The 23,606-nt window shown below is 69.8% G+C and carries 21 protein-coding genes; 10 read left to right on the top strand and 11 right to left on the bottom strand.

Annotated features, from left to right (window positions below; translation table 11 throughout):
* Positions 1–7: 7 nt before the first annotated feature.
* The gene (locus tag AB0I81_RS45995) at positions 8–2,128 is read right to left on the bottom strand and encodes a tetratricopeptide repeat protein (protein ID WP_360671813.1); all 2,121 of its coding nucleotides are present in this window, start codon (positions 2,126–2,128) and stop codon (positions 8–10) included.
* Positions 2,129–2,237: 109 nt separating this feature from the next.
* Between AB0I81_RS45995 and AB0I81_RS45990 the strand changes: the two genes are divergently transcribed.
* The 4 genes from AB0I81_RS45990 (at position 2,238) to glpK (ending at position 5,495) form a co-directional block, all read left to right on the top strand.
* Positions 2,238–2,435 (top strand): hypothetical protein, encoded by a 198-nt coding sequence (locus AB0I81_RS45990; RefSeq protein WP_360671810.1) that lies wholly within the window; start codon positions 2,238–2,240, stop codon positions 2,433–2,435.
* Between the two features lie 6 nt (positions 2,436–2,441).
* A complete protein-coding gene (locus AB0I81_RS45985) occupies positions 2,442–2,888 on the top strand; it encodes an N-acetyltransferase (protein ID WP_360671807.1) in 447 nt (148 codons plus the stop codon).
* A gap of 246 nt (positions 2,889–3,134) precedes the next feature.
* On the top strand, positions 3,135–3,941 hold the full coding sequence (locus AB0I81_RS45980; RefSeq protein ID WP_360671804.1) for an MIP/aquaporin family protein: 807 nt from the start codon (positions 3,135–3,137) through the stop codon (positions 3,939–3,941).
* A 39-nt stretch (positions 3,942–3,980) separates the two neighbouring features.
* Entirely contained in the window at positions 3,981–5,495 is a 1,515-nt protein-coding gene (gene glpK / locus AB0I81_RS45975) for a glycerol kinase GlpK (RefSeq protein WP_360671802.1), read from the top strand.
* A gap of 117 nt (positions 5,496–5,612) precedes the next feature.
* On the opposite strand, the gene AB0I81_RS45970 is transcribed toward glpK, so the two are convergent.
* The 5 genes from AB0I81_RS45970 to AB0I81_RS45950 all read right to left on the bottom strand — a co-directional run bounded on the left by AB0I81_RS45970 (position 5,613) and on the right by AB0I81_RS45950 (position 11,771).
* A complete protein-coding gene (locus tag AB0I81_RS45970) occupies positions 5,613–6,596 on the bottom strand; it encodes a hypothetical protein (RefSeq protein WP_360671798.1) in 984 nt (327 codons plus the stop codon).
* Between the two features lie 376 nt (positions 6,597–6,972).
* On the bottom strand, positions 6,973–7,821 hold the full coding sequence (locus tag AB0I81_RS45965; RefSeq protein ID WP_360671795.1) for an ABC transporter permease subunit: 849 nt from the start codon (positions 7,819–7,821) through the stop codon (positions 6,973–6,975).
* Positions 7,818–10,703 (bottom strand): alpha/beta fold hydrolase, encoded by a 2,886-nt coding sequence (locus AB0I81_RS45960; RefSeq protein ID WP_360671792.1) that lies wholly within the window; start codon positions 10,701–10,703, stop codon positions 7,818–7,820. Before AB0I81_RS45960 ends, AB0I81_RS45965 begins: the two co-directional genes overlap by 4 nt.
* A 116-nt stretch (positions 10,704–10,819) precedes the next feature.
* The gene (locus AB0I81_RS45955; protein ID WP_360671789.1) at positions 10,820–11,248 is read right to left on the bottom strand and encodes a nuclear transport factor 2 family protein; all 429 of its coding nucleotides are present in this window, start codon (positions 11,246–11,248) and stop codon (positions 10,820–10,822) included.
* Positions 11,249–11,363: 115 nt separating this feature from the next.
* Positions 11,364–11,771, bottom strand: a complete 408-nt coding sequence (locus tag AB0I81_RS45950; RefSeq protein WP_360671786.1) for a PaaI family thioesterase — start codon at positions 11,769–11,771, stop codon at positions 11,364–11,366.
* Between the two features lie 85 nt (positions 11,772–11,856).
* On the opposite strand from AB0I81_RS45950, the gene AB0I81_RS45945 reads away from it, so the two are divergent.
* Genes AB0I81_RS45945 through AB0I81_RS45935 form a run of 3 tightly spaced genes read left to right on the top strand, consistent with a single transcriptional unit; the run spans position 11,857 to position 15,233 of the window.
* Positions 11,857–13,146, top strand: coding sequence for a cytochrome P450 (locus tag AB0I81_RS45945; protein WP_360671784.1), 1,290 nt, complete (start codon positions 11,857–11,859; stop codon positions 13,144–13,146).
* A gap of 38 nt (positions 13,147–13,184) precedes the next feature.
* The gene (locus tag AB0I81_RS45940; RefSeq protein WP_360671781.1) at positions 13,185–13,988 is read left to right on the top strand and encodes a methyltransferase domain-containing protein; all 804 of its coding nucleotides are present in this window, start codon (positions 13,185–13,187) and stop codon (positions 13,986–13,988) included.
* Positions 13,989–14,045: 57 nt separating this feature from the next.
* A complete protein-coding gene (locus AB0I81_RS45935; protein ID WP_360671778.1) occupies positions 14,046–15,233 on the top strand; it encodes a hypothetical protein in 1,188 nt (395 codons plus the stop codon).
* Positions 15,234–15,237: 4 nt separating this feature from the next.
* On the opposite strand, the gene AB0I81_RS45930 is transcribed toward AB0I81_RS45935, so the two are convergent.
* The 4 genes from AB0I81_RS45930 to AB0I81_RS45915 all read right to left on the bottom strand — a co-directional run bounded on the left by AB0I81_RS45930 (position 15,238) and on the right by AB0I81_RS45915 (position 18,528).
* Positions 15,238–16,269, bottom strand: coding sequence for a CopD family protein (locus AB0I81_RS45930; protein ID WP_360671775.1), 1,032 nt, complete (start codon positions 16,267–16,269; stop codon positions 15,238–15,240).
* The gene (locus AB0I81_RS45925; protein WP_360671773.1) at positions 16,266–16,799 is read right to left on the bottom strand and encodes a copper resistance CopC family protein; all 534 of its coding nucleotides are present in this window, start codon (positions 16,797–16,799) and stop codon (positions 16,266–16,268) included. The genes AB0I81_RS45930 and AB0I81_RS45925 overlap by 4 nt, the downstream gene beginning before the upstream one ends.
* 70 nt (positions 16,800–16,869) lie before the next feature.
* Positions 16,870–17,862: a diiron oxygenase gene (locus AB0I81_RS45920; RefSeq protein WP_360671770.1), complete on the bottom strand. Its 993-nt coding sequence runs from the start codon at positions 17,860–17,862 to the stop codon at positions 16,870–16,872.
* Between the two features lie 66 nt (positions 17,863–17,928).
* Positions 17,929–18,528 (bottom strand): TetR/AcrR family transcriptional regulator, encoded by a 600-nt coding sequence (locus AB0I81_RS45915; protein ID WP_360671767.1) that lies wholly within the window; start codon positions 18,526–18,528, stop codon positions 17,929–17,931.
* A gap of 288 nt (positions 18,529–18,816) precedes the next feature.
* On the opposite strand from AB0I81_RS45915, the gene AB0I81_RS45910 reads away from it, so the two are divergent.
* The 3 genes from AB0I81_RS45910 to AB0I81_RS45900 are packed head-to-tail and all read left to right on the top strand — an operon-like array spanning position 18,817 to position 22,507.
* On the top strand, positions 18,817–19,983 hold the full coding sequence (locus AB0I81_RS45910) for an acyl-CoA dehydrogenase family protein (RefSeq protein WP_360671765.1): 1,167 nt from the start codon (positions 18,817–18,819) through the stop codon (positions 19,981–19,983).
* Entirely contained in the window at positions 19,980–21,002 is a 1,023-nt protein-coding gene (locus tag AB0I81_RS45905) for an acyl-CoA dehydrogenase family protein (RefSeq protein ID WP_360671762.1), read from the top strand. The genes AB0I81_RS45910 and AB0I81_RS45905 overlap by 4 nt, the downstream gene beginning before the upstream one ends.
* The gene (locus AB0I81_RS45900) at positions 21,002–22,507 is read left to right on the top strand and encodes an AMP-binding protein (protein WP_360671759.1); all 1,506 of its coding nucleotides are present in this window, start codon (positions 21,002–21,004) and stop codon (positions 22,505–22,507) included. The genes AB0I81_RS45905 and AB0I81_RS45900 overlap by 1 nt, the downstream gene beginning before the upstream one ends.
* On the opposite strand, the gene AB0I81_RS45895 is transcribed toward AB0I81_RS45900, so the two are convergent.
* Positions 22,474–23,589 (bottom strand): C45 family peptidase, encoded by a 1,116-nt coding sequence (locus AB0I81_RS45895; protein ID WP_360671756.1) that lies wholly within the window; start codon positions 23,587–23,589, stop codon positions 22,474–22,476. The two genes, AB0I81_RS45900 and AB0I81_RS45895, sit on opposite strands and share 34 nt — an antisense overlap.
* Between the last annotated feature and the right edge of the window lie 17 nt (positions 23,590–23,606).

The following is a 23,606-nucleotide window of genomic DNA, read 5'->3' as shown; positions in this document are numbered from 1 at the left end:
TCCCCCATCAGCTCTCATCAGGGGCGTCCGCGTCGCCGAGCGCGATCGCGGACGCCTCATCGAGGTCCAGCCTGGCGCCCTCCTCGGAGGCGTTCTTGTAGGCCAGCTCGCCCAGCCGCTGCCGGCAGTCGCGCAGGCAGGCGTCGTGGTCCTCGGTCAGCCACGGAGCGCCCAGCTGCGGCAGCCCCGCCGTCTTCCAGTTCTGCTGCAGCGCCCCGAGCAGCTTGGCGGCCGGTTCGAGCTTGCCGGTCAGTACGAAGATCCGTACCGCGGTCTCCAGCGCCAGCAGCGTGCCGAGCGTGTCGTGGAAGTGCCGCTTGATCCGCAGGGCCTCCCTGGCGTTCTGCAGGGCGTCCTCGTTCCTGCCGCTGGCCAGCCGCGTGCCCGCCAGCGCCCACTGCGCGTGGGAGCTGAGCCACAGCTCGCCGCGCTCCTTGCACACCTGCAGGCAGTCCTGCAGCAGCGACTCGGCCTCGTACAGCTCGCCCTGCGTGGTCAGCACGATCGCCAGCTCGACGATGGCGGGCAGCAGGCCGGGGTTGAGCTCCTTGTTGTCGGTGTTGAACTCGATCGCCACGCCCAGCAGCGCGCTGGCCTTCTGCAGGTCGCCCATGAGCAGCGCCGCCGTGCCCTGCATCTTGGAGGCCAGGATCACCGCCCGCGAGTCGCCCACCCGGACCGCCTCGGTGCTGCACGTCTCGGCCGCGTGCAACGCTCCCGCGCTGTCGCCCTGCGCGCTCTTGACGTAGGACAGCACCCACAGCGCCTTGCAGCGCTCCTTGCTCACGGTGGGGTTGGCCTCCAGCGCCCGCTCCAGGTAGAGCCGGCCCTCGCGGGCGAACCCGCAGCACACCCACATGAACCACAACGACGACAACAGGTTGAGCGCCAGCACCTCCTTGCCCGGCGACCTGAGCGCGTGCTCCAGCGCCTGCCGGACGTTGTCGTGCTCCTGCCGCATCCGCACGAACCAGTAGATCTGGCGCGGCCCCGACCAGGCGTCCTCGCTGCGCTGGGCCAGGCTCAGGTAGTACTCCAGGTGGCGCTGGCGCATCTGCTGGGACTGGCCCAGCTTGTCCAGCCACTCCTCGCCGTACTCGGCCAGGGTGTCGATCAGCTTGTAGCGTACGCCCGCGTGGTTGCTCCTGATCAGCAGGATCGACTTCTCCACCAGCCCGGTGACCAGGTCGGTGATGTCCTGCGAGGGCAGCCGCCCGTCGGCGCAGACGAACCGGGCCGCGTCCAGCTCGAAGTCGCCCGCGAACACCGACAGCCGCGCCCACAACAACCGCTCGGCCGGCTCGCACAACTCGTGGCTCCAGCCGATGGCCGCGCGCAGCGTCTGGTGCCTGGGCAGCGCCGTACGGCTGGCGCCCGCGAGCAGGCTGAACCGGTCGGCCAGCAGCCCGAGTATCTGCTCCACCGACAGCGCCCGCAGCCGCACCGCGGCCAGCTCGATCGCGAGGGGGATGCCGTCGAGCCTGCGGCACAACTCGGCAACCGGGCCGATGTTGTCCTCGTCCAGCACGAAGTCCGGCACGCTCGCCCCGGCCCTGGCCGCGAAGAGCTGCACCGACTCGTTGGTGAACAGGCTCTCGGCCGGATCGTCGCCGGGCACCTGCAACGGGGGCACCGGCACGACGTGCTCGTACGGCAGGTGCAGCGACTGGCGGCTGGTGGCCAGCACCTTCAGGTTGGGCGCCGCCTCCAGCAGTTCGTGCACCAGCTCGGCGCAGCCCTGCACGAGATGTTCGCACGTGTCGATGATGAGCAGCATGTCGCGCTGGCCCACCCACTCCGACAACGACTCCGACTCCGCCCGCGAGGACTGGTCGGCGATGCCGAGCGCCGAGGCGATCGTGTGCTTGACCATGCCCGCGTCCTGCAGCCGCGCGAGGTCGGCGAACCAGACACCGTCGGGGTAGTGGGCGCGCACCTGGTGTGCCAGCCGCAGCACCGTGCGCGACTTGCCCACGCCGCCGATGCCGGTCACGGTCACCAGACGTGATTCGCCGAGGTGTCGTTTGAGGTTGGCGAGCAGACGCGTCCTGCCGACGAAACTGGTCAGCTCCGCCGGTAGGTTTCCTTCTCGCCGCCAGCCTGTCGGGGTGGCCATGAGCAGCCTCACGGGGGGTAGGCGACACCTGCCCTCGCATCGTACCGCCGGGCTCACCGCCTGTCTTTGGACCGGCGAACACGCTCGGTATCGGTTTGTACGCCTCGGTAGCATGTCCGATGTGAAGGATTCTCAACCTGAGCGGACATTTCCCCCAGATGAGGCCAAGGGCGGTCCTGAAGGTCCCACGGGCCTTACCGAGCGGACCACCAGCCTCCCCGAACAGACCGCTGACGACACGGACGTCGGCTGGGGCGACTGGCGGGAGGACAACACCGACGCCTTCTACCTGGACAACCGCCCCCCGCACTGGGACTAGGGCCGCATGACCTCAACGCTGCGCCCCGCCGCTCCCGAGGACTACGACGCCATCGCGGCCGTGGTGGACGACTGGTGGGGCCGCCCGATCGGTTTCGTCCTGCCCCGCCTCTTCCTCGACCACTTCCACCGTACGAGCCTGGTGGCGCAGGGGCCGTCCGGCATGACGGGCTTCCTGATCGGGTTCCTTTCGCCGTCCCTTTCGGATGAGGCGTACATCCACTTCGTCGGGGTTCATCCCGGTGAGCGGAAGAGCGGACTGGCCAGGACGATGTACGAGCGCTTCTTCGACCTCGCCCGCGAGGACGGCCGCCGCGTCGTCAGGGCCATCACCGCGCCGGTCAACGAGACCTCCATCGCCTTCCACCGCCGCATGGGCTTCGAGGTCACGGGCCCGGTGCCCGGCTACAACGGGACAGGCACGACCTCGGTCACCTTCACCCGCCCCCTCTGAACCGAACCCACACCATCGAGTCGGGCACCTTCTGGGGGTCGGGCACCTTCTGAGGGTCGGGCACCTTCTGAGGGACGGGCACCCTCTAAGGGACGCGGACCTTCCGAGGGACGCGGACTACCTGAGGGACGCGCCCCGTCAGCTAGCCTCTGCCGACCATCACTTTCCGCAACCAATTGCACACGTGCTGTGTGCCTTCCCCAGTAACCGGGAATGGCACACAACGCTGCTGCAAGGAGGTGACCGGTGGCCGAAGGACTCACCCAGAGGGGCGTGGCCGGAGAACTCATCGCGGAGTTCGCGGGGACGGCGGTGCTCATCCTGTTCGGTGTGGGCGTCGTCGCCCAGGTGACGGCCGCCGACCTCGGCGACCACGACAGCATCGCGTGGGCCTGGGGGATCGGCGTGACGCTCGGCGTCTACGTCGCCGGCCGTACCACGGGCGCGCACCTCAACCCCGCCGTCACGCTGGGGTTCGCCCTCTTCAGAGGCTTCCCCTGGCACAAGGTCATCCCGTACGCCGTCGCGCAGACGGCAGGCGCCTTCGTGGCCGCCCTCCTGGTGCGCTGGAACTACACAGAGGTGCTGACCATGGTCGACCCCGGTCACACGCTCAAGACTCAGGGCGTCTTCTCCACCCTGCCCGGCAACGGCACCCTGCCGGTCACCTTGTGGGGCGGGCTGCGCGACCAGATCATCGGCACCGCGATTCTGCTCTTCGTCATCTTCGCCCTGTCCGACACGGCCAACATGGCGCCCAGCGCGAACCTGGGACCGTTCGTCATCGGCCTGCTCGTCGTCGCGATCGGCATGGCCTTCGGCACCAACGCCGGCTACGCCATCAACCCCGCTCGCGACTTCGGCCCGCGCCTGGCCAGCTTCCTCACCGGGTACGGCGGCGCCTGGCGAGACCAGTACGGAAGCCTGTACTTCTGGGTCCCGATCGTCGGCCCGCTGGTCGGCGGCGCACTGGGAGCCGGCCTGTACCAGACGTGCATCGCCCGCTTCCTGCCCCAGGGCGAAGACCGCGACACCGTGAAGCCGTCCGACTGACCCGCCCGACCTTGATCCTGCCGAGGAGAACCGAATCCGATGCCTGATTTCGTCGGCGCCGTCGACCAGGGCACCACCAGCACCCGCTTCATGATCTTCGATCACGAGGGCGCCGAGGTGGCCAAGTTCCAGCTCGAACACGAGCAGCTGCTGCCCAGGGCGGGCTGGGTCGAGCACAACCCGATCGAGATCTGGACCAGGACCGCCGCCGTGATCCAGACGACGCTCCAGCGCACCGGGCTGCACGACAGCGACCTGGCCGCCCTCGGCGTCACCAACCAGCGCGAGACCACGGTGGTGTGGAACCCGCGCACCGGCCGCCCGTACTACAACGCGATCGTGTGGCAGGACACCCGGACCGACCGGATCGCCGCCGCGCTCGAACGGGACGGCCGCGGCCAGGTCATCCGCGACAAGACCGGCCTGCGGCCCGACGCGTACTTCTCCGGGGGCAAGATCCAGTGGATCCTGGAGAACGTGGACGGCGTCCGCGAGGCCGTGGACCGGGGCGAGGCCGTCTTCGGCACCACCGACACCTGGACCCTGTGGAACCTCACCGGCGGCCCCAACGGCGGCGTGCACATCACCGACGTCACCAACGCCAGCCGCACGATGCTCATGGACCTCGACACGCTGGACTGGGACGACGAGCTGCTGTCCTTCTTCGGCATCCCGCGCGAGATGTTGCCCGAGATCCGGCCGTCCGCCGACCCCGCCGGTTACGGCAACACCTTCAGGTACGGGCCGCTCGGCGGCGAGGTGGTCATCAGTGCGATCCTCGGCGACCAGCAGGCCGCCACCGTCGGCCAGGTCTGCTTCTCGCCCGGCGAGGCCAAGAACACCTACGGCACCGGCAACTTCCTGCTGCTCAACACCGGCACCGACCGCGTACGCTCCGAGAGCGGCCTGCTGACCACCGTGGCCTACAAGTTCGGCGACCAGCCGCCGGTATTCGCACTGGAGGGCTCGATCGCGGTGACCGGCTCGGCGGTGCAGTGGCTGCGCGACCAGTTGCACATCATCACCTCCGCGCCCCAGAGCGAGGCGCTGGCCCGGCAGGTAGAGGACGCCGGGGGCATGTACTTCGTACCGGCCTTCTCCGGCCTGTTCGCCCCGTACTGGCGGGCCGACGCCCGCGGCGCCATCGTCGGCCTGTCGCGCTACAACAACGACGCCCACCTGGCCCGCGCCACGCTGGAGTCCATCTGCTACCAGAGCCGCGACGTGGTCGAAGCCATGCAGCGCGACTCCGGGGTGGTCCTGGACGTGCTCAAGGTGGACGGCGGCGTCACCACGAACAACCTGTGCATGCAGCTCCAGTCGGACATCCTGGGCGTGCCGGTCAGCCGCTCCGCCATCACCGAAACCACCGCACTCGGGGCCGCCTACGCCGCCGGCCTCGCCGTGGGCTACTGGGCCGACACCACCGAACTGCGGGCCCACTGGGCGCAGGACCGGCGCTGGGAACCCGAGTGGAGCGAGGAGCAGCGGGAGCAGGCGTACGCAGGCTGGAAGAAGGCCGTAAGCAAGTCCTTCGACTGGATCACGGACTAACCGCCCGCCCACCCGACAGCCACCTGGCAAACAGCGCGTTCATGGGCGTGCGGTGCGGTGAACGTCCGAGCGGCAGGTTCATGGGCAGGCCGCGCGATGAACGCCCGAACGGCAGGCTCATGGGGAGGCGGCGCGGAAGACGCCCGAAGCCTTGCCGATCACACCGGTGGCCAGCAGCGGACCGCCGGGGACGGCCGACAACGAGGTGAGCTCGCCACCGGCCGCAACCTTGGTCCAGCGGCCGGAGGAGTCGCGATGGGCGAGGGCCGAGTCGTCACCGTTGACGTCGGTGGAGCCGAGGAACCAGTGCCCGCCCCTGCCATCGGGGACGGGCGGCAGGTTGCGGACCATCCGCCCGGCCGTCGCGGAAGTGTCCTCCCTACGCCAGCCGGAACCGCTCTGGGAGAGCAGAAACGACGACATCCCGATCTCTCCGGTGATCCAGACGCCGGACGAGTCGGCGGTGATGGCGGTGAGCTGAACGTGATCCGGAACGGGCGGCAAGTCGTGGTCGGGGACGGACAGCGAATCGTGGTCCGGGGCGGGCGGCGAATCACTGGCCGCCGGCGGCACCTTCGGCAGCACCGAGGCCAGATCGACCGGGGTCCAGTGCTCACCGTCGAAGCGGTGCACAGTGCGGGCGTCCACGTCCAGGGCCCAGATGTCGGAGGCGGAGCGGGCGCTCACTCGGAAGGCGTGGAAAGGCACGCGTCGTTCCGTCCAGGTGGCTCCGTCGTAGTGCCAGGCCAGATGGTCGCCGAAGACCCACACATCATCCTCGGCGGTGACGGCAAGGGCCGTGGCGGGCAACTCCCGGACCATGGCCCAAGCACGTCCGTCCCAACGCAGCACGCCACCCCCGGCCACCACCCACACGTTCGCTGGGCCAGACGCGGCGACCGCGCCAACACCGCCGTCCTTAACCGGAAAGTCACTCTTGGCCCAGCGGTTGCCATCCCAATGAAAGGCCGTGGGACGGCGCGGCCCGTCGGCCATCGGAATCCAGGCGGTGAGGCCGACCCTGTCCCAGCCAAAGGCCCAGGCCTCACGCTCACCGGTGGCGACGACCTCTCCGTAGGTAACCGACGACTCATCAGCCACCAGCCTCCAGCGGTCATTGCCATCGGCCGAGGGAGCCCCCCACCAGGCCCAAAGCCCGGCAACGGCCGCGACCGCGACCGCACCGACCCACCCGACAGGCTTCAAAGACATGATCGAAGCCTAGAGAGCCCACCAAAACGGCACATGAGTACGCGTACTCAACCGGGCGCACAAGTAACGCGACGATCTCATCCAGCGGAGCGCCAGTGACGCGGCGATCTCACCGGCGGAGCGCCGCCAACGCGACGATCTCATCGGGGAGCGCCACCAGCACAGCGACCCCATCGACGGAGCGCCAGTGACGCGGCGACCTCACCGACGGATGCCTCACCGTAATCGCCCTCCTGAACCTGACGACATCACACCTCCCAGCCCGTCAACTGACCACGTCCTTGCGCCGGAACCGCCGGAACGCCACCGCCAGCAGAATGGCCGCGTACGTGATCGACACCGAAGCGCCTCTGGCCATCCCGCTCCAGTCCAGCTCGGGCAGCAGGGCATCGGTCCACGCGTTGTTCCAGAACGTGGGCAGAAACTCGCGCAACACCCCCAGCGCCTCGACCGCCTGCAGGATGGTGCACACGATCCACAACCCGACCGCCCCGCCGACGGCCCCGAGCGGGGAGTCGGTCATGGTGGAGACGAGGAACGCCAGAGCGGCGACGACGAGCTGGCTGACCAGCGCGTACCCGATCACGATCCCGAACCGCGGCAACATGTCGAAGGCCGGGATCACCTCACCCGTCCCCGGCACCTGGATGTCGTCCCACCCGAACGCCAGCGTGCCCGCCAGCAGCGCCATCAACGGCAGGCAGATCACCGCCGCGGCCGAGTAGCCGAGCGCCACGATCAGCTTCTGCCGCAGCAGCCGGTCGCGGGGGACCGGCGCCGCCAGCAGGTAACGCAGCGAGGACCAGTTGGCCTCGCTCGACACGGTGTCGCCGCAGAACAGCGCGACCGCCACCACGAGCAGGAAACTGGCCGACACCGACAGGGCGAAGGCGGCGAAGTTCAGGCCGCTTTCGGTGGCCAGGTCGGACAGGCGCAGCGCCGACTGCGCCTGCGTGGTCGGTTCAGGCCCGACCTCGAACGCGATCACGAGGATCCACGGCAACGCCAGCAGCAGCGCGAACATGCCCAGCGTCCGCCGCCGCTTGAACTGCCTGACGATCTCCACCCGCAACGGCAGCGTACGGTGCGGCGCGTAACCGGTCGCGGTGGTCACGTCTTGTCTCCGATGAGGTCGAGGAACACGTCTTCCAGGCGCGGCCCGTGCCCGTTGGTGACCGCGGCAGAGCCGAGCAGCGTCGACACGGGGCCGGTCGAGACCAGCCGCCCGCGTCGCATGACCACGACGTGGCTGCAGGCCTGCTCCACCTCGGCCAGCATGTGGCTGGACACGATCACGGTACGGCCGTCGCGCGCGTAGCGCTTGAGCACCTCCCGCATCTCCCGGATCTGAGGCGGGTCGAGCCCGTTCGTGGGCTCGTCCAGCACGAGCAGGTCCGGCAGGCCGAGCATGGCCTGGGCGATGGCCAGCCGCTGGCGCATGCCCTGTGAGTACGTGCGCACGGCTCGGTCCAGGGCCTTGCCGAGGTTCGCGATCTCCAGCGCCTCGTCGAAGTGCGCGTCGGCCTTGGGGCGGCCGGTGGCGGCCCAGTAGAGCTGGATGTTGTCGCGCCCGGAAAGGTGCGGCAGGAACCCCGGCCCTTCGACGAAGGACCCCAGTCTGGACAACACGGGGGCTCCCGGCGTCACGCGCTCGCCGAAGATGCGGATCTCGCCGGCGTCCGGGTGGATGAGCCCCATCATCATCCGCATGGTCGTCGTCTTGCCCGCCCCGTTGGGCCCGAGCAGCCCCAGCACCTGACCCCGCTCAACCCGGAACGACAGCCCGTCAACAGCCAGCTCACCGTTCCGGTACGCCTTCGTCAGCCCACTGATCTCCAGCGGAACATCGGCATCTCCGGCACCGGTGTATCCGCCGCTGGCGTCTCCGGTGTCGGCGCCTCGGCCGTTGACGTCTCCGCTCGCAGAGGTTGGCCTGCCAGGCATCCCAGCGTCGGTGCCGACCGCGAGTCCATCATCCGCCACCCCAGCGGCGGAGACACCGTTGACGTCTCCGCTCTTGGTGCCGACCGCGAGCCCGTCGTCCGCCGCTCCGGCGGAGGAGCCACCGCCCGCCGTGGTCCCGTTGACCTCAGCCGTGAGTTTGGTGACGCCTGGCCCGTCGCTGCTTGTGACGGGTGCGGGGCGGAGCCGGGTGCGGGACGTGGTGCGTCCCGTGGCCAGCAGGATCGCGGCGATCACCACGGCGCCCAGCGGCATCGCCCACACCCACCAGGCCACCCCGGTCGGAGCCGCGGCCAGCGTGCCGACCGTGGGGACGGTGAGGGAGTTGGCGGCCAGCGACACCTGGTACGTGGCCGGTTCGACAGGCGTCGCGTACCCCATGTCGGTCGTCGTCACGACCAGGCGGAGGCGGTGGCCGGCGGCGAAGCGGTGGTCCACGGCGGGCAGACTGATCGTGGCCTCCGCGCTGCCCGAGCCCTCGGGGATCGTCACCCGCACGGGAGCCACCAGCCCGGCGGGCAGGGTGGGCGGCTGGGCGTCGTCCGCCACGTCGTACAGCTTCGCGAACAACGTCGCCTCGCCCTTGCCCGACACCTTGACCTTGACGGTGGGGCTGCCCGTGAGCTGGAGGGGCGTGGTGAGCGGCCGGGACTCGAACGTGGCGCTCTGGCCCGGCATGTCGATCGAGACCCCGGGGCTGTTCTGGCCGCCCAGCAGGCCGCCGATGCCCGGCACGGTCGAGATCGAGGCCGGCGCGCCGCCGGGCGGGTTGACGATGTTCTGCTCGGGGCCGCTCAGCTCGACCGTGGAGGTGCCGGAGCCGGCGAGACCGGGATAGGAGTCCGCCTCGGGATGCAGGCGGATGCGCTGGCGGGTGCCGGGGTCGCGCCCGCCGTCACGCGTCACCGTGAACGCGCTCACCGCCGGCGCCGACTCCTCGCCCTTCAGATGGCGGGCGAACCAGGCCGCCGACTGGTCGAAGAGCCAGTCGGCCTCGCCGTTGCCGCCGTCGTGCCCGCCGTCGAACCAGGCCAGGCTCACCGGCGTGCCCGCTGCGGCGATCGCCTTGGCGTTGGCGTCGGCGTGGCCGAGCGGGAACAGCGAGTCGCGCTGGCCCTGGATGAGCAGGGTCGGAGCCTTGATCTGACCGGCCACGGTGATCGGGCTCGACTTGCGCAGCAACTCGACGGCCTCCGGCGAGGCCCTGCCGTCCTTGGCGACCTGCTGGTAGATGTCGCAGATCGCGGGCATGAACCTGCCGCACCGCGCCTGTTCGGCGGTCAGCGGCCCCACGCTCTCCCTGCCGCCCAGCAGCGACATGGTGTCCAGCGAGACGCCCTGACCGAAGAAGATGCCGGCCCACATGCGCTTGAACACCCCACTCGCCACCCCCGCCGGCTGATCGGCCGCAGGAGAGGAGGAGGCAGGCTGAGCTTCAGAGGTGGGTTGGGCTGCCTGGGTTCCTCCGGTGGGTGGGGCGGCGGCGTTGGGGAACAGGGCGTCGGCCAGGTCGGACCAGGTGATCTGGGGGACGATCGCGTCCACGCGCTGATCATGGGCCGCCGTCATCAGCGCGATGGCCCCGCCGTACGAGCCGCCCGCCATCCCCACCCGAGGGTCGTTCGAGGCGTCGAGCTGAACCTCCGGACGCTTGGCCAGCCAGTCGATGAGCTGCTTGACGTCCTTGACCTCGTAGTCGGGCGAGTTGAGCGCGATCTGCCCGGTCGAGCGGCCGAAGCCGCGGGCCGACCACGTCAGTACGGCATAGCCCTGCTCGGCAAGGCGGACCGCCTGGTCGCGCATGCTCTGCTTGCTGCCGCCGAACCCATGGGCGAGCAACACGGCAGGCGCCTTCCCACCACCGGGTGGCGGGAAGAACGTCGTATCGAGCTCGACCCGTTGGTCGTCGGCTGGTCCGTCGACGACGGTTATCTGCTGGTCCTGGCCCCGCGCCTCCGGAGCCGACGGCCACACGAGCCACGTCGTCACCCCGATGAGGGCGAGTACCGCAACCACGGCGGCCACACGCTTCATGCGGTGAGCCTACTTTCCCGACCTGAGAGATCGCTGAGACGGCACTCCTGCCGGGACCTGCTGAAAGGCGCTCCCCGAGGCGGACAGGCGATCATGAAACCAGCAGGACTCGTCGATCATGGGACGTCCCCGTCGGTGTCCGAGAGCGCGCGGGCGACCGTCAGGCTGTCCTCGTAGATGAAGTAGCGGGTGATCAGACCGTTCTCGACCGTGAGGTGCACCGCGAACGGAGAGGTGTAGGTCCGGCCGGTGGCCTTGACGGTCTGCACGAGGTCGCCGAGCACCACCGCGTCGTCCCCGTCCACCAGGACGCGCGCCACCGAGGTGCCGTTCAGCTCGGGCACGTGGTACTCGCCCAGCTCGCGGAAGTGCTCCGCCACGTCACGGCGGCTCGAACGGGGACGGATCCACGGCACCGCGGGGTGCCCTTCGCCGGGCCAGTTGAGATGCCACTCGACCGGCTCGGCGAACAGCTCGGCGATCCGGTCGAAGTCACCCTCACCGATCCGGCGCAGCAGCTCTCGCACGGTGTCGTCAGTAGTCATGATCCATCCTCAAACGTTTGTTCGGTGCGTTCGTCCGGTCGTCAGTCTCCTCCGGGAGCGGGCCGGACGGCGATTACCTGTGAGGTAAGGCGACGGCCTATCGGGACGGATGAGGTCACGCCATGATCGCGTAGACGGTCGTGGCGTGGGCGGCCGTCTCGGTGCTGCCCTCGGCCCTGAGGGTGATCTCGGAGAAGGCCAAGGTGCGGCCCAGCTTGGTGATGCGGACGTCGAGCAGGACGTCCTTGCCCACCACCGGCCGCTGGAACGTCGTGGACTGCTGGACCGTGGTCATCGGCACGAACCCGCCCCGCGCCGACGAGACGGCCAGCACCGTGGCCGTGTCGGCGGCGGCCATCATGGCCTGGCCGCACAGCCCGCCGCCCTCTCTGGCCAGGTCGTCGGACCAGGGCAGGCGCACGATCGCGTGGCGGTCGCCCACCTCCTCCACCCGCAACCCGAGCTGCTTGATCCAGGGGGCGAAGTATTCCTGGAGAATCGCCTCTGCGTCTTCTGGAGTCACGCGGCCATCATGCACGCTGGAGAAGGTCGATGAAGGGCCCGGCGAGGGTCCTGTGGATAACTCGGGACGACCGCAGGAGGTTCGCATGTCGGCGACTGATGACGGGCACCGCGCGGGACGTACGGCCGTGGAGATCTTCATGCCGTCCACGTACGACGCGGCCGTCCCGTACGACCTGTTCGCCCGCCTCCGTGAGGAGTCTCCCGTCTGCTGGATCCCGGAGCCTCCCATGGGCCCGTGGCGCGAGGGCCCCGGCTACTGGGCGGTGTTCCGGCATCCGGACGTCAAGCACGTGCTCCGCAACCCGGACGACTTCTCCTCCCGCCTCGGCGCCACCCAGATCCGCGACCCCGACACACCGGCCGACCTGCGCTTCGTCCAGGCACAGATGCTGAACATGGACCCGCCGGACCACTCCAGGCTGCGCAGGATCGTGGCGGCGGCCTTCACCCCGCGTGCCGTGCGCGCGCTGGAGCGGACGATCGCGGAGCGGGCGGCGGCGCTGTTCGATGAGGGGGAGTGCGACTTCGTGGAGGTGGCCGCCGACCTGCCCGTCTGGACGCTGGCCCACGTCATGGGGGTCCCGGCGCAGGACAAGCGGCTGCTGTACGACTGGGCGTCACGGGTGATCGGCTACCAGGACGACGACTACGCGGGCCTGTCCACGGCGGACGTCGAGTCCCTCACCCCCATGGGCCGACTGGCTCTCGCGGCCAGGCCCGAACTCGGGCCGGGCGTCAATCCGCGTTCCAGAGCGGCTCTGACCGACATGTTCGCCTATGCCCATGCCCTGGCCGAGGACCCGATGGACGGCGAATCCGTCATGTCGGCCATGCGCAAGGGCGGGCTGACGGAGGCGGAGTTCGAGAACATGTTCTTCCTGTTCGCCGTCGCCGGGAACGAGACCCTCCGCAACGGCATCCCCGGCGGCCTGCTCACGCTCCTGCGGCACCCCGCCGAACTGGCCCGCCTGCGCGCGGACCCGTCCCTCCTGAACTCCGCGATCGAGGAGATGTTGCGCTTCTGGCCCCCGGTCATGCACTTCAGGCGTACGGCGACCCGCGATCTCACCCTCGCGGGCCGGCCCATCCGGGCGGGCGACAAGGTGGTCGTCTACCACGCCTCCGCCAACCGCGACCCGTCCGTCTTCCCGGACCCGGACCGCTTCGACATCGCCCGTACCCCGAACGACCACGTCAGTTTCGGCTTCGGCCCGCACTTCTGCCTGGGCGCCCACCTGGCCCGCGCCCAGTTCCGCTCGGTCTTCAAGGAACTGCTCACCTGGGAGGCCGAGCTCGCGGGCAGCCCCGCGCGGCTCACCTCCAACTTCCAGAACGGCCTCAAGCACCTCCCCGTACGCCTGCGCCGAAAATGACGTGCGAGGACACCGCCGTCTCCATACGATCGAAGATCATGGAAGACGACTACCTGCGGCACAACCGGGCCAACTGGAACTCCCGCGTCCCCGTCCATCTCAACAGCGACTTCTACGACCTCGAAGGCTTCAAGGCGGGCCGGAACGCGTTGCGGCCGTTCGAGCTCGAAGAGGTGGGCGACGTGTCCGGCCGCAGCCTGGCGCACCTGCAGTGTCACTTCGGCCTCGACACCCTGTCATGGGCCAGGCTCGGCGCGCGGGTGACCGGCCTCGACCTCTCCGACGCCGCCGTCGAGCAGGCCAGGGGGATCGCCGCGGAGTGCGGCATCCCGGCGACGTTCGTCGCCGCCGACGTCTACGACGCCCCTGAGGCGCTCGGTGGCGAGACCTACGACATCGTCTACACGGGCATCGGCGCCCTGGTCTGGTTGCCCGATCTCACCCGCTGGGCCGAAACCGTGGCAGCCCTCCTGAAGCCGGGCGGATTCCTCTATATCGCGGAATTTCACCCGTTCACCGACGCCCTGGACGACGAGACGGGCACCAAGGTCACCCACGACTACTTCGACCGCGGCCCCCACGTCTGGGAGTGGCCCTACACCTACACCGGCGACGAGATCCTCGAATACCAGAAGTCCGTGCAGTTCCGGCACGGTCTCGGCGAGATCGTCACCGCGGTCGTCGCGGCCGGTCTGCGCGTGGACTTCCTGCACGAGCACGACCACATCCTCTTCCGCCGCTACGCCAACCTCACCAAGGACGCCGACGGATACCGCCTGCCCGGCGACGCCCCCAGGATCCCCCTCATGTTCTCCATGAAAGCCTCGGCCGCGACCACATAGGCGGGCGACGCGGGTCATCGAAGGGCACCGGCGCGGATGACCGTAAGATTTGCTGCCGTGAAGTCTCCAGCATCGTTCAAGAAGGCCGCCGCGTGGGCCCTGCCCTACTGGACCCGCGGCGAGGCGGGCCGCGAGACGCCGCAAGACCTGTTCAGGGTGCTCTATTTCGGCTGGCTGGCGGCGTTCACGCTCAAGGTGCTCGGCTCGGCCTGGGACGTCTCGTGGCACTTCAAGTGGCTGCGCGACGACCTGGCCCCGCCCCACCTGCTCAACTCCGTCGGCACCGCCATCGTCGTCGCGCTGACCGTGATCCACGGCTACACCGGCTACGGCGTGGACAAGGCCGCGCTCCGGCTCATCCAGTGGGGCACCGGGATCTTCCTCGTCGCCGTGCCGCTCGACCTGATCAACCATCGCGTCAACGGGCTCGACATCACCTCGTGGAGCCCGTCGCACATCTCGCTCTACCTTGGCACGTTCTTCATGATCGCCGGTGTGATCCGCGGCTGGTTCATGGGCGCGCCGCCCGGCAGGGAACGGGTGGTGGTGCTGGGCGCGCTGTTCGCGTTCTTCCTGGAGAACGTGCACTTCCCCGAGCAGCACCAGGAGTACGGCATCCTGTCGCTCGGCGCGTGGGACAACCGGGCCACCTACGCCGAGCCGATCCTGTTGCAGTTCGCGGCCGACCAGATGGGGCGGCCGATCGACCGGACCATGATGGCCGGGTTCACGCTGCCCGTACCGGACTTCCTCTACCCGGTGTACGCGGTGGTCGCCGTGCTGTCGGTGCTGGTCGCGGCCAGGGTGATGATCGGCAGGTTCGGCGCGGCCACGCTCATCGCGGCCGGTTACGTGGGCTTCAGGACGCTGGCCTGGCCGCTGCTGACCTTCACCGGATTCCCGCCGTCCGCGGTGCCGTTCTTCATGATCCTCGCCGGGCTGCTGGTGGACGTGGCGTTCCTGCTGCGGATGCCCGTCCTGCGCGCGGTGCTCGGGTCGGCCGGCGTGACGGCCGCGGCCTACGGCGGGCTGGCGGCGCAGAGCGCGGTCATGGGGCCCGTGTACGGCGCGATCCAGGGCCACGAGGGGCTGCTGGGCGCGCCCCCGCTGGTCATGGCGTCAGCGGTGTGGGCCGGGCTCGGCCTGCTGGTCGTCTGGCTGGCCGTCGAGTGGATGGCGGGCAGGCGCCGTTCCCGGCCGGTCGAGACCGCGCCACGAGCGGTCGTCGCGCCCGCCACGTCCTGAAGTTTCAGGCGATCGACGCGCGGGTGATCGCGACCGCGACGCCGTACGCCAGCCCCATCACGCTCACCTCGGCCACCGCCCAGCCCACCAGGGCGGTGGCCTGACCCCGGCGCACGGCGGGCAGCAGCCGGAAGCGGATGTGCGCCGCCAGCGGCACCACCAGCGCCACCAGCGCCGTCTTGACCACGACCAGCACCCCGTACTGGCTGGTCACGATCGCGCCGGGCAGCGTCACGCCGGGCGTGAGCGCCATCGTGCCCAGCCCCGTGATCAGGCCGGACAACGCGACCAGGAGCAGGCACACCGAGGCCATCCTGGAGAACTTGGGCAGCGCCAGGGCCAGCAGGTCCCGGTGCGGCCCCAGGAACGCGGCCGTGGCGAGCAGCCCGCCGGCCCACGCCGCCGCGCCCATGACGTGGATCTCCATCGAGATCATGATGGGGTCGTGCCAGACCGAGTTCACCGCGTGGCCGGTGACCGGGATCGGCAGCAGCCCGAACAGCGCCACGATCACCCGCAGCTCGGCCGGCACCTTCTCGCCGAACCGCACCGCCATCAGCCCGATGCCGGCCGCGGCCAGCGCGCAGGCCGCGCTGAACAGCAGCCCCTGACCGGTGCCCACGCTCCCGACGTAATCGGCGATCATCCCGAACGTCGGCACGGCGCCCGGATTGAGCTCGGCGGTCTGCAGGACGATCGTCAGCAGGGCGCAGATCGCCCAGGCCCAGGCGGCGAGCACGGCCAGCGGGCGCACCCTGACCAGGACCGGCTCCGTACGCTCCGGGTACTTGAAACCGAGCAGCTTGGGCAGCAGGCTGAGCCCGACCACGGCCACGGCGGCCACGTCGAGCAGCACCCGCACGATCGGCAGGCCGTAGGACACGACAGGGCCCGGCATGGGGATGCCGGGCACGGACTCCTGCGCGGTGAACGAACTGGCCGCGACGACCGAGACGACCGCGCACACTCCGAACGCGCCGGCCAGGAGCCGCCCGCCGACGCGCTGCCGCGGCAACGCGGGGGCGACGGCGCTCACGCGGAAACCTTCCTGTTGCGCCGCAGCGCCACCGCGGTGCCCGCGGCCAGCACCAGCAGCGCCCCCACGATCCACACCACGGCCATCCCGGCCCCGCCGTTGGCCGCCGCCTCGGCGGCGTCGGCGGAGGAGCCCTGCGCGGTGCCCGCCGCGGCCACCCCGGAGGCGTCGGCCGCCAGGTCGAAGGCGATCCTCCCGGTGACCGGGTGGCCGTCGGCCGACAGGATCCGGTAACCCACCGTGTACGACCCACCGGCAGGCAACGGCTTCACCTTCACCGTCACCCGCTCGGCCGCGACCACGGCGCTCCCGTCGGCCCACGCCGACCCGTCGGCCCCGGTCACGCCCACCTGCGCGTACCCCTTGCGCACGGTCTGGTCGAACACCAGCGTCACCTGCGAGGGCGAGGCCGTGAGCGTGGCCCCGTTCGCCGGGTCGCTGCTGATCAGCACGTTGTGCGCCTGCGCGGGGGAGTGCGCCACCCCCACCACGGCGAGGGCGAGCAGCAGGACCGTGAGTAGCCGCCTCACAGATCAGAACCTTCCATAAAGCATGTTGCGGACCTGTACATGGTCCCACCCATGGAAGACCCCGGACGCCCTACCCCCGGACCGCTTCCCAGATGCCCATGACCTGCCAGATCCGCCGGGTCGCCGGGTTGATCAGCCCGATCTCGGCGCACAGCTCACGCGTCTTGCCGACGGAGTCCCTGATGTCCCGCCGGGCGCCGGGGTCGCGCAGGTACACCTCAGCGACCACGTGCGCCGGCACCTTGAAGCGCCGGATCATCGCCCCGGGCGGCGCCAGCATGATGCGCGCCATCACGCCGAGGATGAGCGGCGCGGCGACGCCCAGCAGGAAGCGCCGGTACGCGGGCATGCGCGGCACCCGGTTGCGCAGGTAGTGCCGGGCGAAGGAGATGTGCCTGGCCTCCTCCGCGACGTGGATGCGCATGATCGTCTCTTCCAGCGGGTGGTGCGCCCTGCCCTCTTTGAGCACCCTGCGCTGGACGTGGTCGATCGGGTCCTCGCCGCCCAGCACGAAGATGAAGAACAGTTCGGTCGAGATCAGCGGGATCCAGGGCGCCACCTGTGCGATCACCGACAGCGGGCCCGGCATGCCGCGGATCGGCATCCCCGTACGGTTCACGAACTCCTGGAACATCATCCCGTGATGCCCCTCTTCGATGGTCTCGTGGTAGACGTACCGGAACTCCGGAGACCCGTTCGGCAGCCGGTAGGCGTAGTTGAGCAGCCCGCGCTTGAGCAGGTTCTCGAACTGCAGCCCGATCTTCATGGCGGTGGCCACCCGCCATAAGCCGATCCGCGCGCGCACCTCGGGGGAGCGGCTGCGGTACCAGGGGTGCCCGCCCAGCCGGTCCAGCTCGGGCAGCTCCCAGCGCGGATCGGCGGGGTCGATGTGGAACTCCGGGTCGTCCCACGGAATGTCGCGGTACGGCTCCCAGTGCTTGTCCACCGACGCCTTCGAGAGGCGTTCGATGACCGCCCGGTACGCGCTGCGGCCGGCGACCCGCTCGTCGCGTTCCCTGTCGGCGGTGGAGCTCGGCGCGGATGTCCTTGAAGGGGTTGTCATCGCGTGCACTCCTCTCCTCGCCCGGTATTGTACGGAGCATCCAATAAGGCTGGAAAGGGGGCAAACCTAGAGCTTCTCCGCGGACACCCCCAACTCGTTCGCCGCCGCCGTACGGATGAGCGTGTTCACCCGCCGCCGTGACAACACCTTGGGATGCGTGTGCGTCTGCACCGCCAGTCCGTCTATCAGCGCGAACAGCCGCCACGTCGTCGCGTCGGGGTCCTCGCACCGGAACTCTCCGCAGGCCACGCCGGACTCGATGATCGTGCGCATGAGCGTGCGGCCCCTGGCGTCGATCCGCCGCGAGGTCTCCTCAAGCTCGGCGCTGCGCATCGCCTCGGACCAGGCGTCGATCCACAACCGCCAGCCCTCGGTGGGGATCGCGGGCGAGCACAGCCGCAACAGCGTGCGCAGGCGGTCGCTCGGCGTCCCCGAGGAGCGCTCGACGTCGGCCAGCGCGTTGAGGTGCAGGCGGGCCGCATAGCTGAAGGCCTGTGCGAGCAGCCGCTCCTTGGTCTCGAAGTGGTAGAAGAGCAGCGCCTGGCTCACGCCGGCGGCCCTGGCGATGTCCAGGGTCCTGGTGTGCCCGAAGCCCTGCTCCGCGATCACCTCGCAGGCCGTCTTCAGCAAATCCTCGCGCCGTAATCGGCTGAAACCAGTTGTCACAGCGAGTAACTCTAACTTCTGTCTACTAGTATTAATAGGACAAATCGGGCATGAGTTGTTCTGGTATGAAGAACTCCAGCACTGTAAGGCTCTCCCGTTCACGCACCGTCACGTTGATCATGGTAACCGCGTCACCCGAACGCCCTTCGGTCGGGGGGTCCATATATCCGCACCAGAGATCCTTTTCCGGTATCTGCAAGGACGAAACGGTCATCCACCAGAGCATTGCTCTATGCCAGGTGCGGCAACGTGATTAAAGTAAGTGAACACTGATGCCGAGGAGTCGATGTGAACCTTGCAGATTATCGGCGTGCGGCCAGAACCTGGCTGCGGGAGAACGCTCCATCCGACGACTACCAGGAGGCCGACGGGCTCACCCGCGTCAAGGAGTTCATGGCGGCGCTCTACGACGCCGGATACTCCGGAATCACCTGGTCCAAGCAGTGGGGCGGCCAGGGGCTGACCCAGGCGGAAGAGCGCGTGTTCGACGAGGAGGCCCGCCACTACACCCTGCCCACCCAGGTCTTCTCGATCGGCCTGGGCATGACCGGGCCCACCATCGTGGACCGGGGCACCGACGCCCAGCGCGAGCGTTTCCTCCGGCCGCTGCTGCGCGGCGAGGAGATCTGGTGCCAGCTCTTCTCCGAGCCGGGCGCCGGCAGCGACGTGGCCAGCCTGCAGACCAAGGCCGTGCGCGACGGCGACCACTGGATCATCAACGGGCAGAAGGTGTGGACCACGGTCGCCCACCACGCCGACTGGGGCCTGCTGCTGACCCGCACCGACGTGGAGGTGCCCAAGCACAAGGGCCTGACCATGTTCGTCATCGACATGCGCCACCCCGGCGTGACGGTCAGGCCGCTGAGGGACATGTCCGGCAGGTCCAACTTCAACGAGATCTTCTTCGACAACGTGCCCATCCCCGACGAGCACCGCGTGGGCGAGGTCAACGACGGCTGGAGCGTGGCCGTCACGACCCTCCTGCACGAGCGGCTGTCGATCTCGGCCGGCGTCGGCATGGGCGGGCAGAAGGACAACCCGGCCTCGGTGGCGGCGCTGCGCGAGGTCGTCGACACGACCGACCCGCTGGTCCGCGACGAACTGGTCGAGCTGCACATCCGCAGCCGCGCGCTGGCGCTGTTCAACCAGCGGCTGGCGCAGGAGGCCAAGGCCGGGATCTTCCCCGGCGCGCGCGGCAGCGCCGCCAAGCTGCTGCTCGCCGAGCTGGCCCTCTACCAGGCCGACACCGGTACGCGGCTGGTCGGCCCCGAGGCGGCACTGGCCGACCACCCCCTCGCCCGCGCGATCTCCCTGGCCCCCGGCATGGCGCTGGGCGGCGGCACCAACGAGATCATGCGCAACATCGTCGGTGACCGCGTGCTCGGCCTGCCGCCGGAGCCGCGGGTGGACAAGACCGTGCCGTTCAAGGACCTGAAGGTGGGGACGCAGGGGTGAAGCTCGTACTCAGCCAGGAACAGCAGGAGCTGCGCGAGGCCGTACGGGCCTTCCTGAGCTCCGCCTCGCCGCTGCCCAAGGCCCGCCAGGGCTACGACCGGCAGGTGTACGCGCGCCTCAACGGCGAGCTCGGCCTGTCCGGACTGGTCGTCCCCGAGGAGTACGGCGGCGCGGGCGCCGGCCTGTCCGAGCTGGCGGTAGCCCTGGAGGAGACGGGCGCCGCGCTGCTGCCCGGCCCCTTCCTGTCCACCGCTTTCACCGCGCTCGCGCTGACCCTGGCCCCCGACAAGGAGCTGCTCTCCGGCATCGCCGAGGGCCGCGTCACGGCCACGATCGACGGGACCGAGCTGCCTTTTGACGGCACGACCGTCAGCGGCACGCTGGCCCGCGTGTTGTCCGGCATGGACGCCGACGTGCTGGTCGTGCCCGCGCGCGGCGCCGGCGGCGTGTCCATGGCCGCCGTCGACCTGGCCGGGCCCGGCGTCACCAGGACCGAGCTGGAAACCCTCGACCTCACGCGCGGCCAGGCGCAGGTGGTGCTGGACGGCGCCCCGGCCCGGGTGCTCGGCCCCGCGCCGGAGACCGGGATCTTCGACCGGCTGTGCGTGGCGCTGGCCGCCGAGCAGCTCGGCGTGATGCGGGCCGCGCTGGACTCCATCGTGGCCTACGCCAAGATCCGCGTCGCGTTCGGCCGCTACATCGGCTCCTACCAGGGGGTCAAGCACAAGCTCGCCGACATGCACGGCAAACTCGAACAGGCCGAGTCCATCGTCAGGTACGCCGCGTGGGCCGCCGACGAGTCCCCCGGCGAGCTGCCGGAGGCCGCCGCGCTCGCCCAGGCCTACGTCGGCCGCGCCTGCTTCGAGGTGGCCCGCGACCACCTGCTGCTGCACGGCGGCATCGGCTACACCTGGGAGCACGACGCCCACCTGTTCTACAAGAGGGCCAAGGCGGACGAGGTGCTGCTGGGCCCGCCCCGCGTCCACCGCGTACGACTCGCGCAACTGCTGGAGCTGTGATGACGGACATCAGCGAGCTACCGGGCTTCTACGCCATCGCCGCGGCCGACCCCGGCCGCCTCGCGGTGATCGACACCGACGGCACCGAGACCACCTTCGGCGACCTGCTCACCCGCGTCAACCAGGTCTCGCACGGCCTGCGCGCCCGCGGGCTCGCGGTCGGCGACGTGGTCGCGGGCGTGCTGCCCAACGGCATCGACGCGCTCGTCATGGTCATGGCCACCGGGCAGATCGGGCTCTACTACGTGCCGATCAACTGGCATCTGACCGCCTCCGAGATCGCGTACATACTGGACGACTGCGACGCCAAGATCGTCGTCACCGACGCCGAGCACGCCAGGCCCGGCTCGGAGGTCGGCACGGACGGGCTGGCGGCGGGCCGGCCCACGCACGCCCCCGCGGACCGTACGGCCGGCACCGTCATGTGGTACACCTCGGGCACCACCGGCTTCCCCAAAGGCGTGCAGCGCAAGCTGCCGGGAGCCACGCCCGAGGAGCTCGTACCGCTGTACTTCTGGTTCTTCGGCGAGGTCGTGGACCTGAGGCCGGGCGACGCGGTGCACCTGGTGACCTCGCCGATGTACCACTCGGCGCCGTGCGCGCACGCCCAGTTCGCGCTGCACTTCGGGCACACCGTGGTGATCACGCCCAGGTTCGACCCGGTGAACATCCTGGAGCTCGTCGAGCGGCACCACGTCTCCAACGCGATGATGGTCCCGACCATGTTCCACCGGATGTTGCAACTCCCCGAGGACGTCAGGACCAAGTACGACGTCTCCAGCCTGCGCCAGGTCATCCACACCGCCGCCGCCTGCCCGGTCGCGGTCAAACAGCAGATCATGAGCTGGTGGGGACCGGTGTTGTACGAGTACTACGGCTCCACCGAGTCCACCATCGCCTTCTCGGTCAAGCCGCACGACTGGCTGGCCAGGCCGGGCACCGTGGGCCGGCCCGCGCCCACGTTCGAGGCCAAGATCTGCGACGAGAACGGCAAGGACCTGCCGCCCGGCGAGCCCGGGATGATCTACGTCAAGTCCAGCCTCGGCTCCTTCGAGTACCGCAAGGACCCGGCCAAGACGGCCGCCAGCATGCTGGGGGAGTGGTACGCGCCGGGCGACATCGGCTACCTGGACGACGATGGCTTCCTGTTCCTGTGCGACCGGCGCACCGACCTGATCGTCTCCGGCGGGGTCAACATCTACCCCGCCGAGATCGAGGCCGCCCTGCTGGAGCACCCCGCGGTCGCCGACGTGGCCGTCATCGGGGTGCCCGACGAGGAGTGGGGGCACAACGTGGTCGCCCTCGTGCAGCCGGTCGAAGGCGCCACACCCGGCCCCGAGCTCACGGCCGGCCTGCTGGAGCACTGCGGGCCGCGCATCGCCAGGTTCAAACAGCCGAAGGTGATCGAGTACCGCGCGCAGCTCCCGCGTACCCCCACCGGCAAGTTGTCCCGCTCCAAGGTGCGCGCGGACTACCTGGCCGGGAACACCAGCTCCTCGCTGTAACGCCCGCCGTCGCCCAAGTAGAAGACGGTGGACAGGGTACGGTCCCGCGTGTCGAAGATCGTGCTCCACAACGTGCGGAACGGCACGGCGGGATCCTCCGACGGGCGGACGGCGCGCAGGCTCTCGCGCAGGTCGCCGCCCGACATGGTGACGCCCTTGCTGCCCTCGTACAACGCGCGCAGCCGGCCGTAGGAGGCGAAGCTGGACTCGGTGTCGCGCGGCAGGTTCATCGGGTCCGGGTGGCGGTGCAGCAGGTGGTTGGTGACGCAGAGCGGGCCGTCGCCGAACTCGATGATGTGCTCGGTGCCGTCCCTGCCCCGCTCCCACACGAACGCCTGCCCGTGCGCGTCGGCGACCAGGTAGTGCAGGGGCATGCCGTGGTCGTACTGCTTGGCGCCCAGCAGCGCCTGCTTGGCCTGGTCCACGTTCTCGCAGGTGTCGATCAGGAAGCGGGGCAGCTGCACGCTGTTCACCCCGACCTGCGGCAGGAAGGCGTCCGGCGGCTCGGTCGTCTCGAAGTCGGCGATCAGCAGCATGACCGCCAGGCCGGCCGAGTTGATGCCGTCCATGCAGCCGTCGAGGGCCGACATCGTGATCACCGTCGAGGACAGGCCCTCGTCGGGCACCGTGCTGATCACGTACGGGCGCGAGGCCATGGGCAGCTCGTTCGCCCGGGGCTCCAGGCCCGAGACCTCGCTCATCGTCGTACGGAAGAAGTCGTAGTTGCGGCCCACCCGGCCGTGACCGTCCGCGGCGGCCGACGGCGGGATCCACAGCGCCGAGCAGCCGTAGCCCTCCGGCACGTAGCCCTGGTCGTCGAGCGCGACCTCGTCCTGGTCCGGGTCGAGGCCGAGCACCGCCGCCGCGCCGTCCATGCGGGCGTGGTGCTGCGGCCAGTGGCGTTCGAACCAGGTTCTGCGGGCCCGGTTCACCGCCGGGTCGAGCGGCGCGGGGGACCAGCCCAGCCTGCGGGCCTCCTCGGTGAGCGCCTTGCCGATCTCGTACTGGCTGCCGGTGAGGGTGAGGTGGGTGACGAGCTGGAAGTCGTCCTTGCCGCCCGCCGGATGCGTCATGTTCTTCATGGCCCGAGCCTCGCCCC

Origin of the sequence: Nonomuraea sp. NPDC050404, from assembly GCF_040655495.1 — a bacterium.
In the GTDB taxonomy this organism is placed as follows: Bacteria; Actinomycetota; Actinomycetes; order Streptosporangiales; family Streptosporangiaceae; genus Nonomuraea.
The sequence above is the reverse complement of the archived record's forward strand: the minus strand, read 5'-3'. Positions and strand labels throughout refer to the sequence as shown.

Bases quoted from the DNA above. Each gene is read 5' to 3' on its own strand.
- AB0I81_RS45985 (WP_360671807.1), top strand. From the start codon at position 2,442: ATGACCTCAACGCTGCGCCCCGCCGCTCCCGAGGACTACGACGCCATC.
- glpK (WP_360671802.1), top strand. From the start codon at position 3,981: ATGCCTGATTTCGTCGGCGCCGTCGACCAGGGCACCACCAGCACCCGC.
- AB0I81_RS45960 (WP_360671792.1), bottom strand. From the start codon at position 10,703: ATGAAGCGTGTGGCCGCCGTGGTTGCGGTACTCGCCCTCATCGGGGTG.
- AB0I81_RS45955 (WP_360671789.1), bottom strand. From the start codon at position 11,248: ATGACTACTGACGACACCGTGCGAGAGCTGCTGCGCCGGATCGGTGAG.
- AB0I81_RS45945 (WP_360671784.1), top strand. From the start codon at position 11,857: ATGTCGGCGACTGATGACGGGCACCGCGCGGGACGTACGGCCGTGGAG.
- AB0I81_RS45940 (WP_360671781.1), top strand. From the start codon at position 13,185: ATGGAAGACGACTACCTGCGGCACAACCGGGCCAACTGGAACTCCCGC.
- AB0I81_RS45920 (WP_360671770.1), bottom strand. From the start codon at position 17,862: ATGACAACCCCTTCAAGGACATCCGCGCCGAGCTCCACCGCCGACAGG.
- AB0I81_RS45900 (WP_360671759.1), top strand. From the start codon at position 21,002: ATGACGGACATCAGCGAGCTACCGGGCTTCTACGCCATCGCCGCGGCC.
- AB0I81_RS45895 (WP_360671756.1), bottom strand. From the start codon at position 23,589: ATGAAGAACATGACGCATCCGGCGGGCGGCAAGGACGACTTCCAGCTC.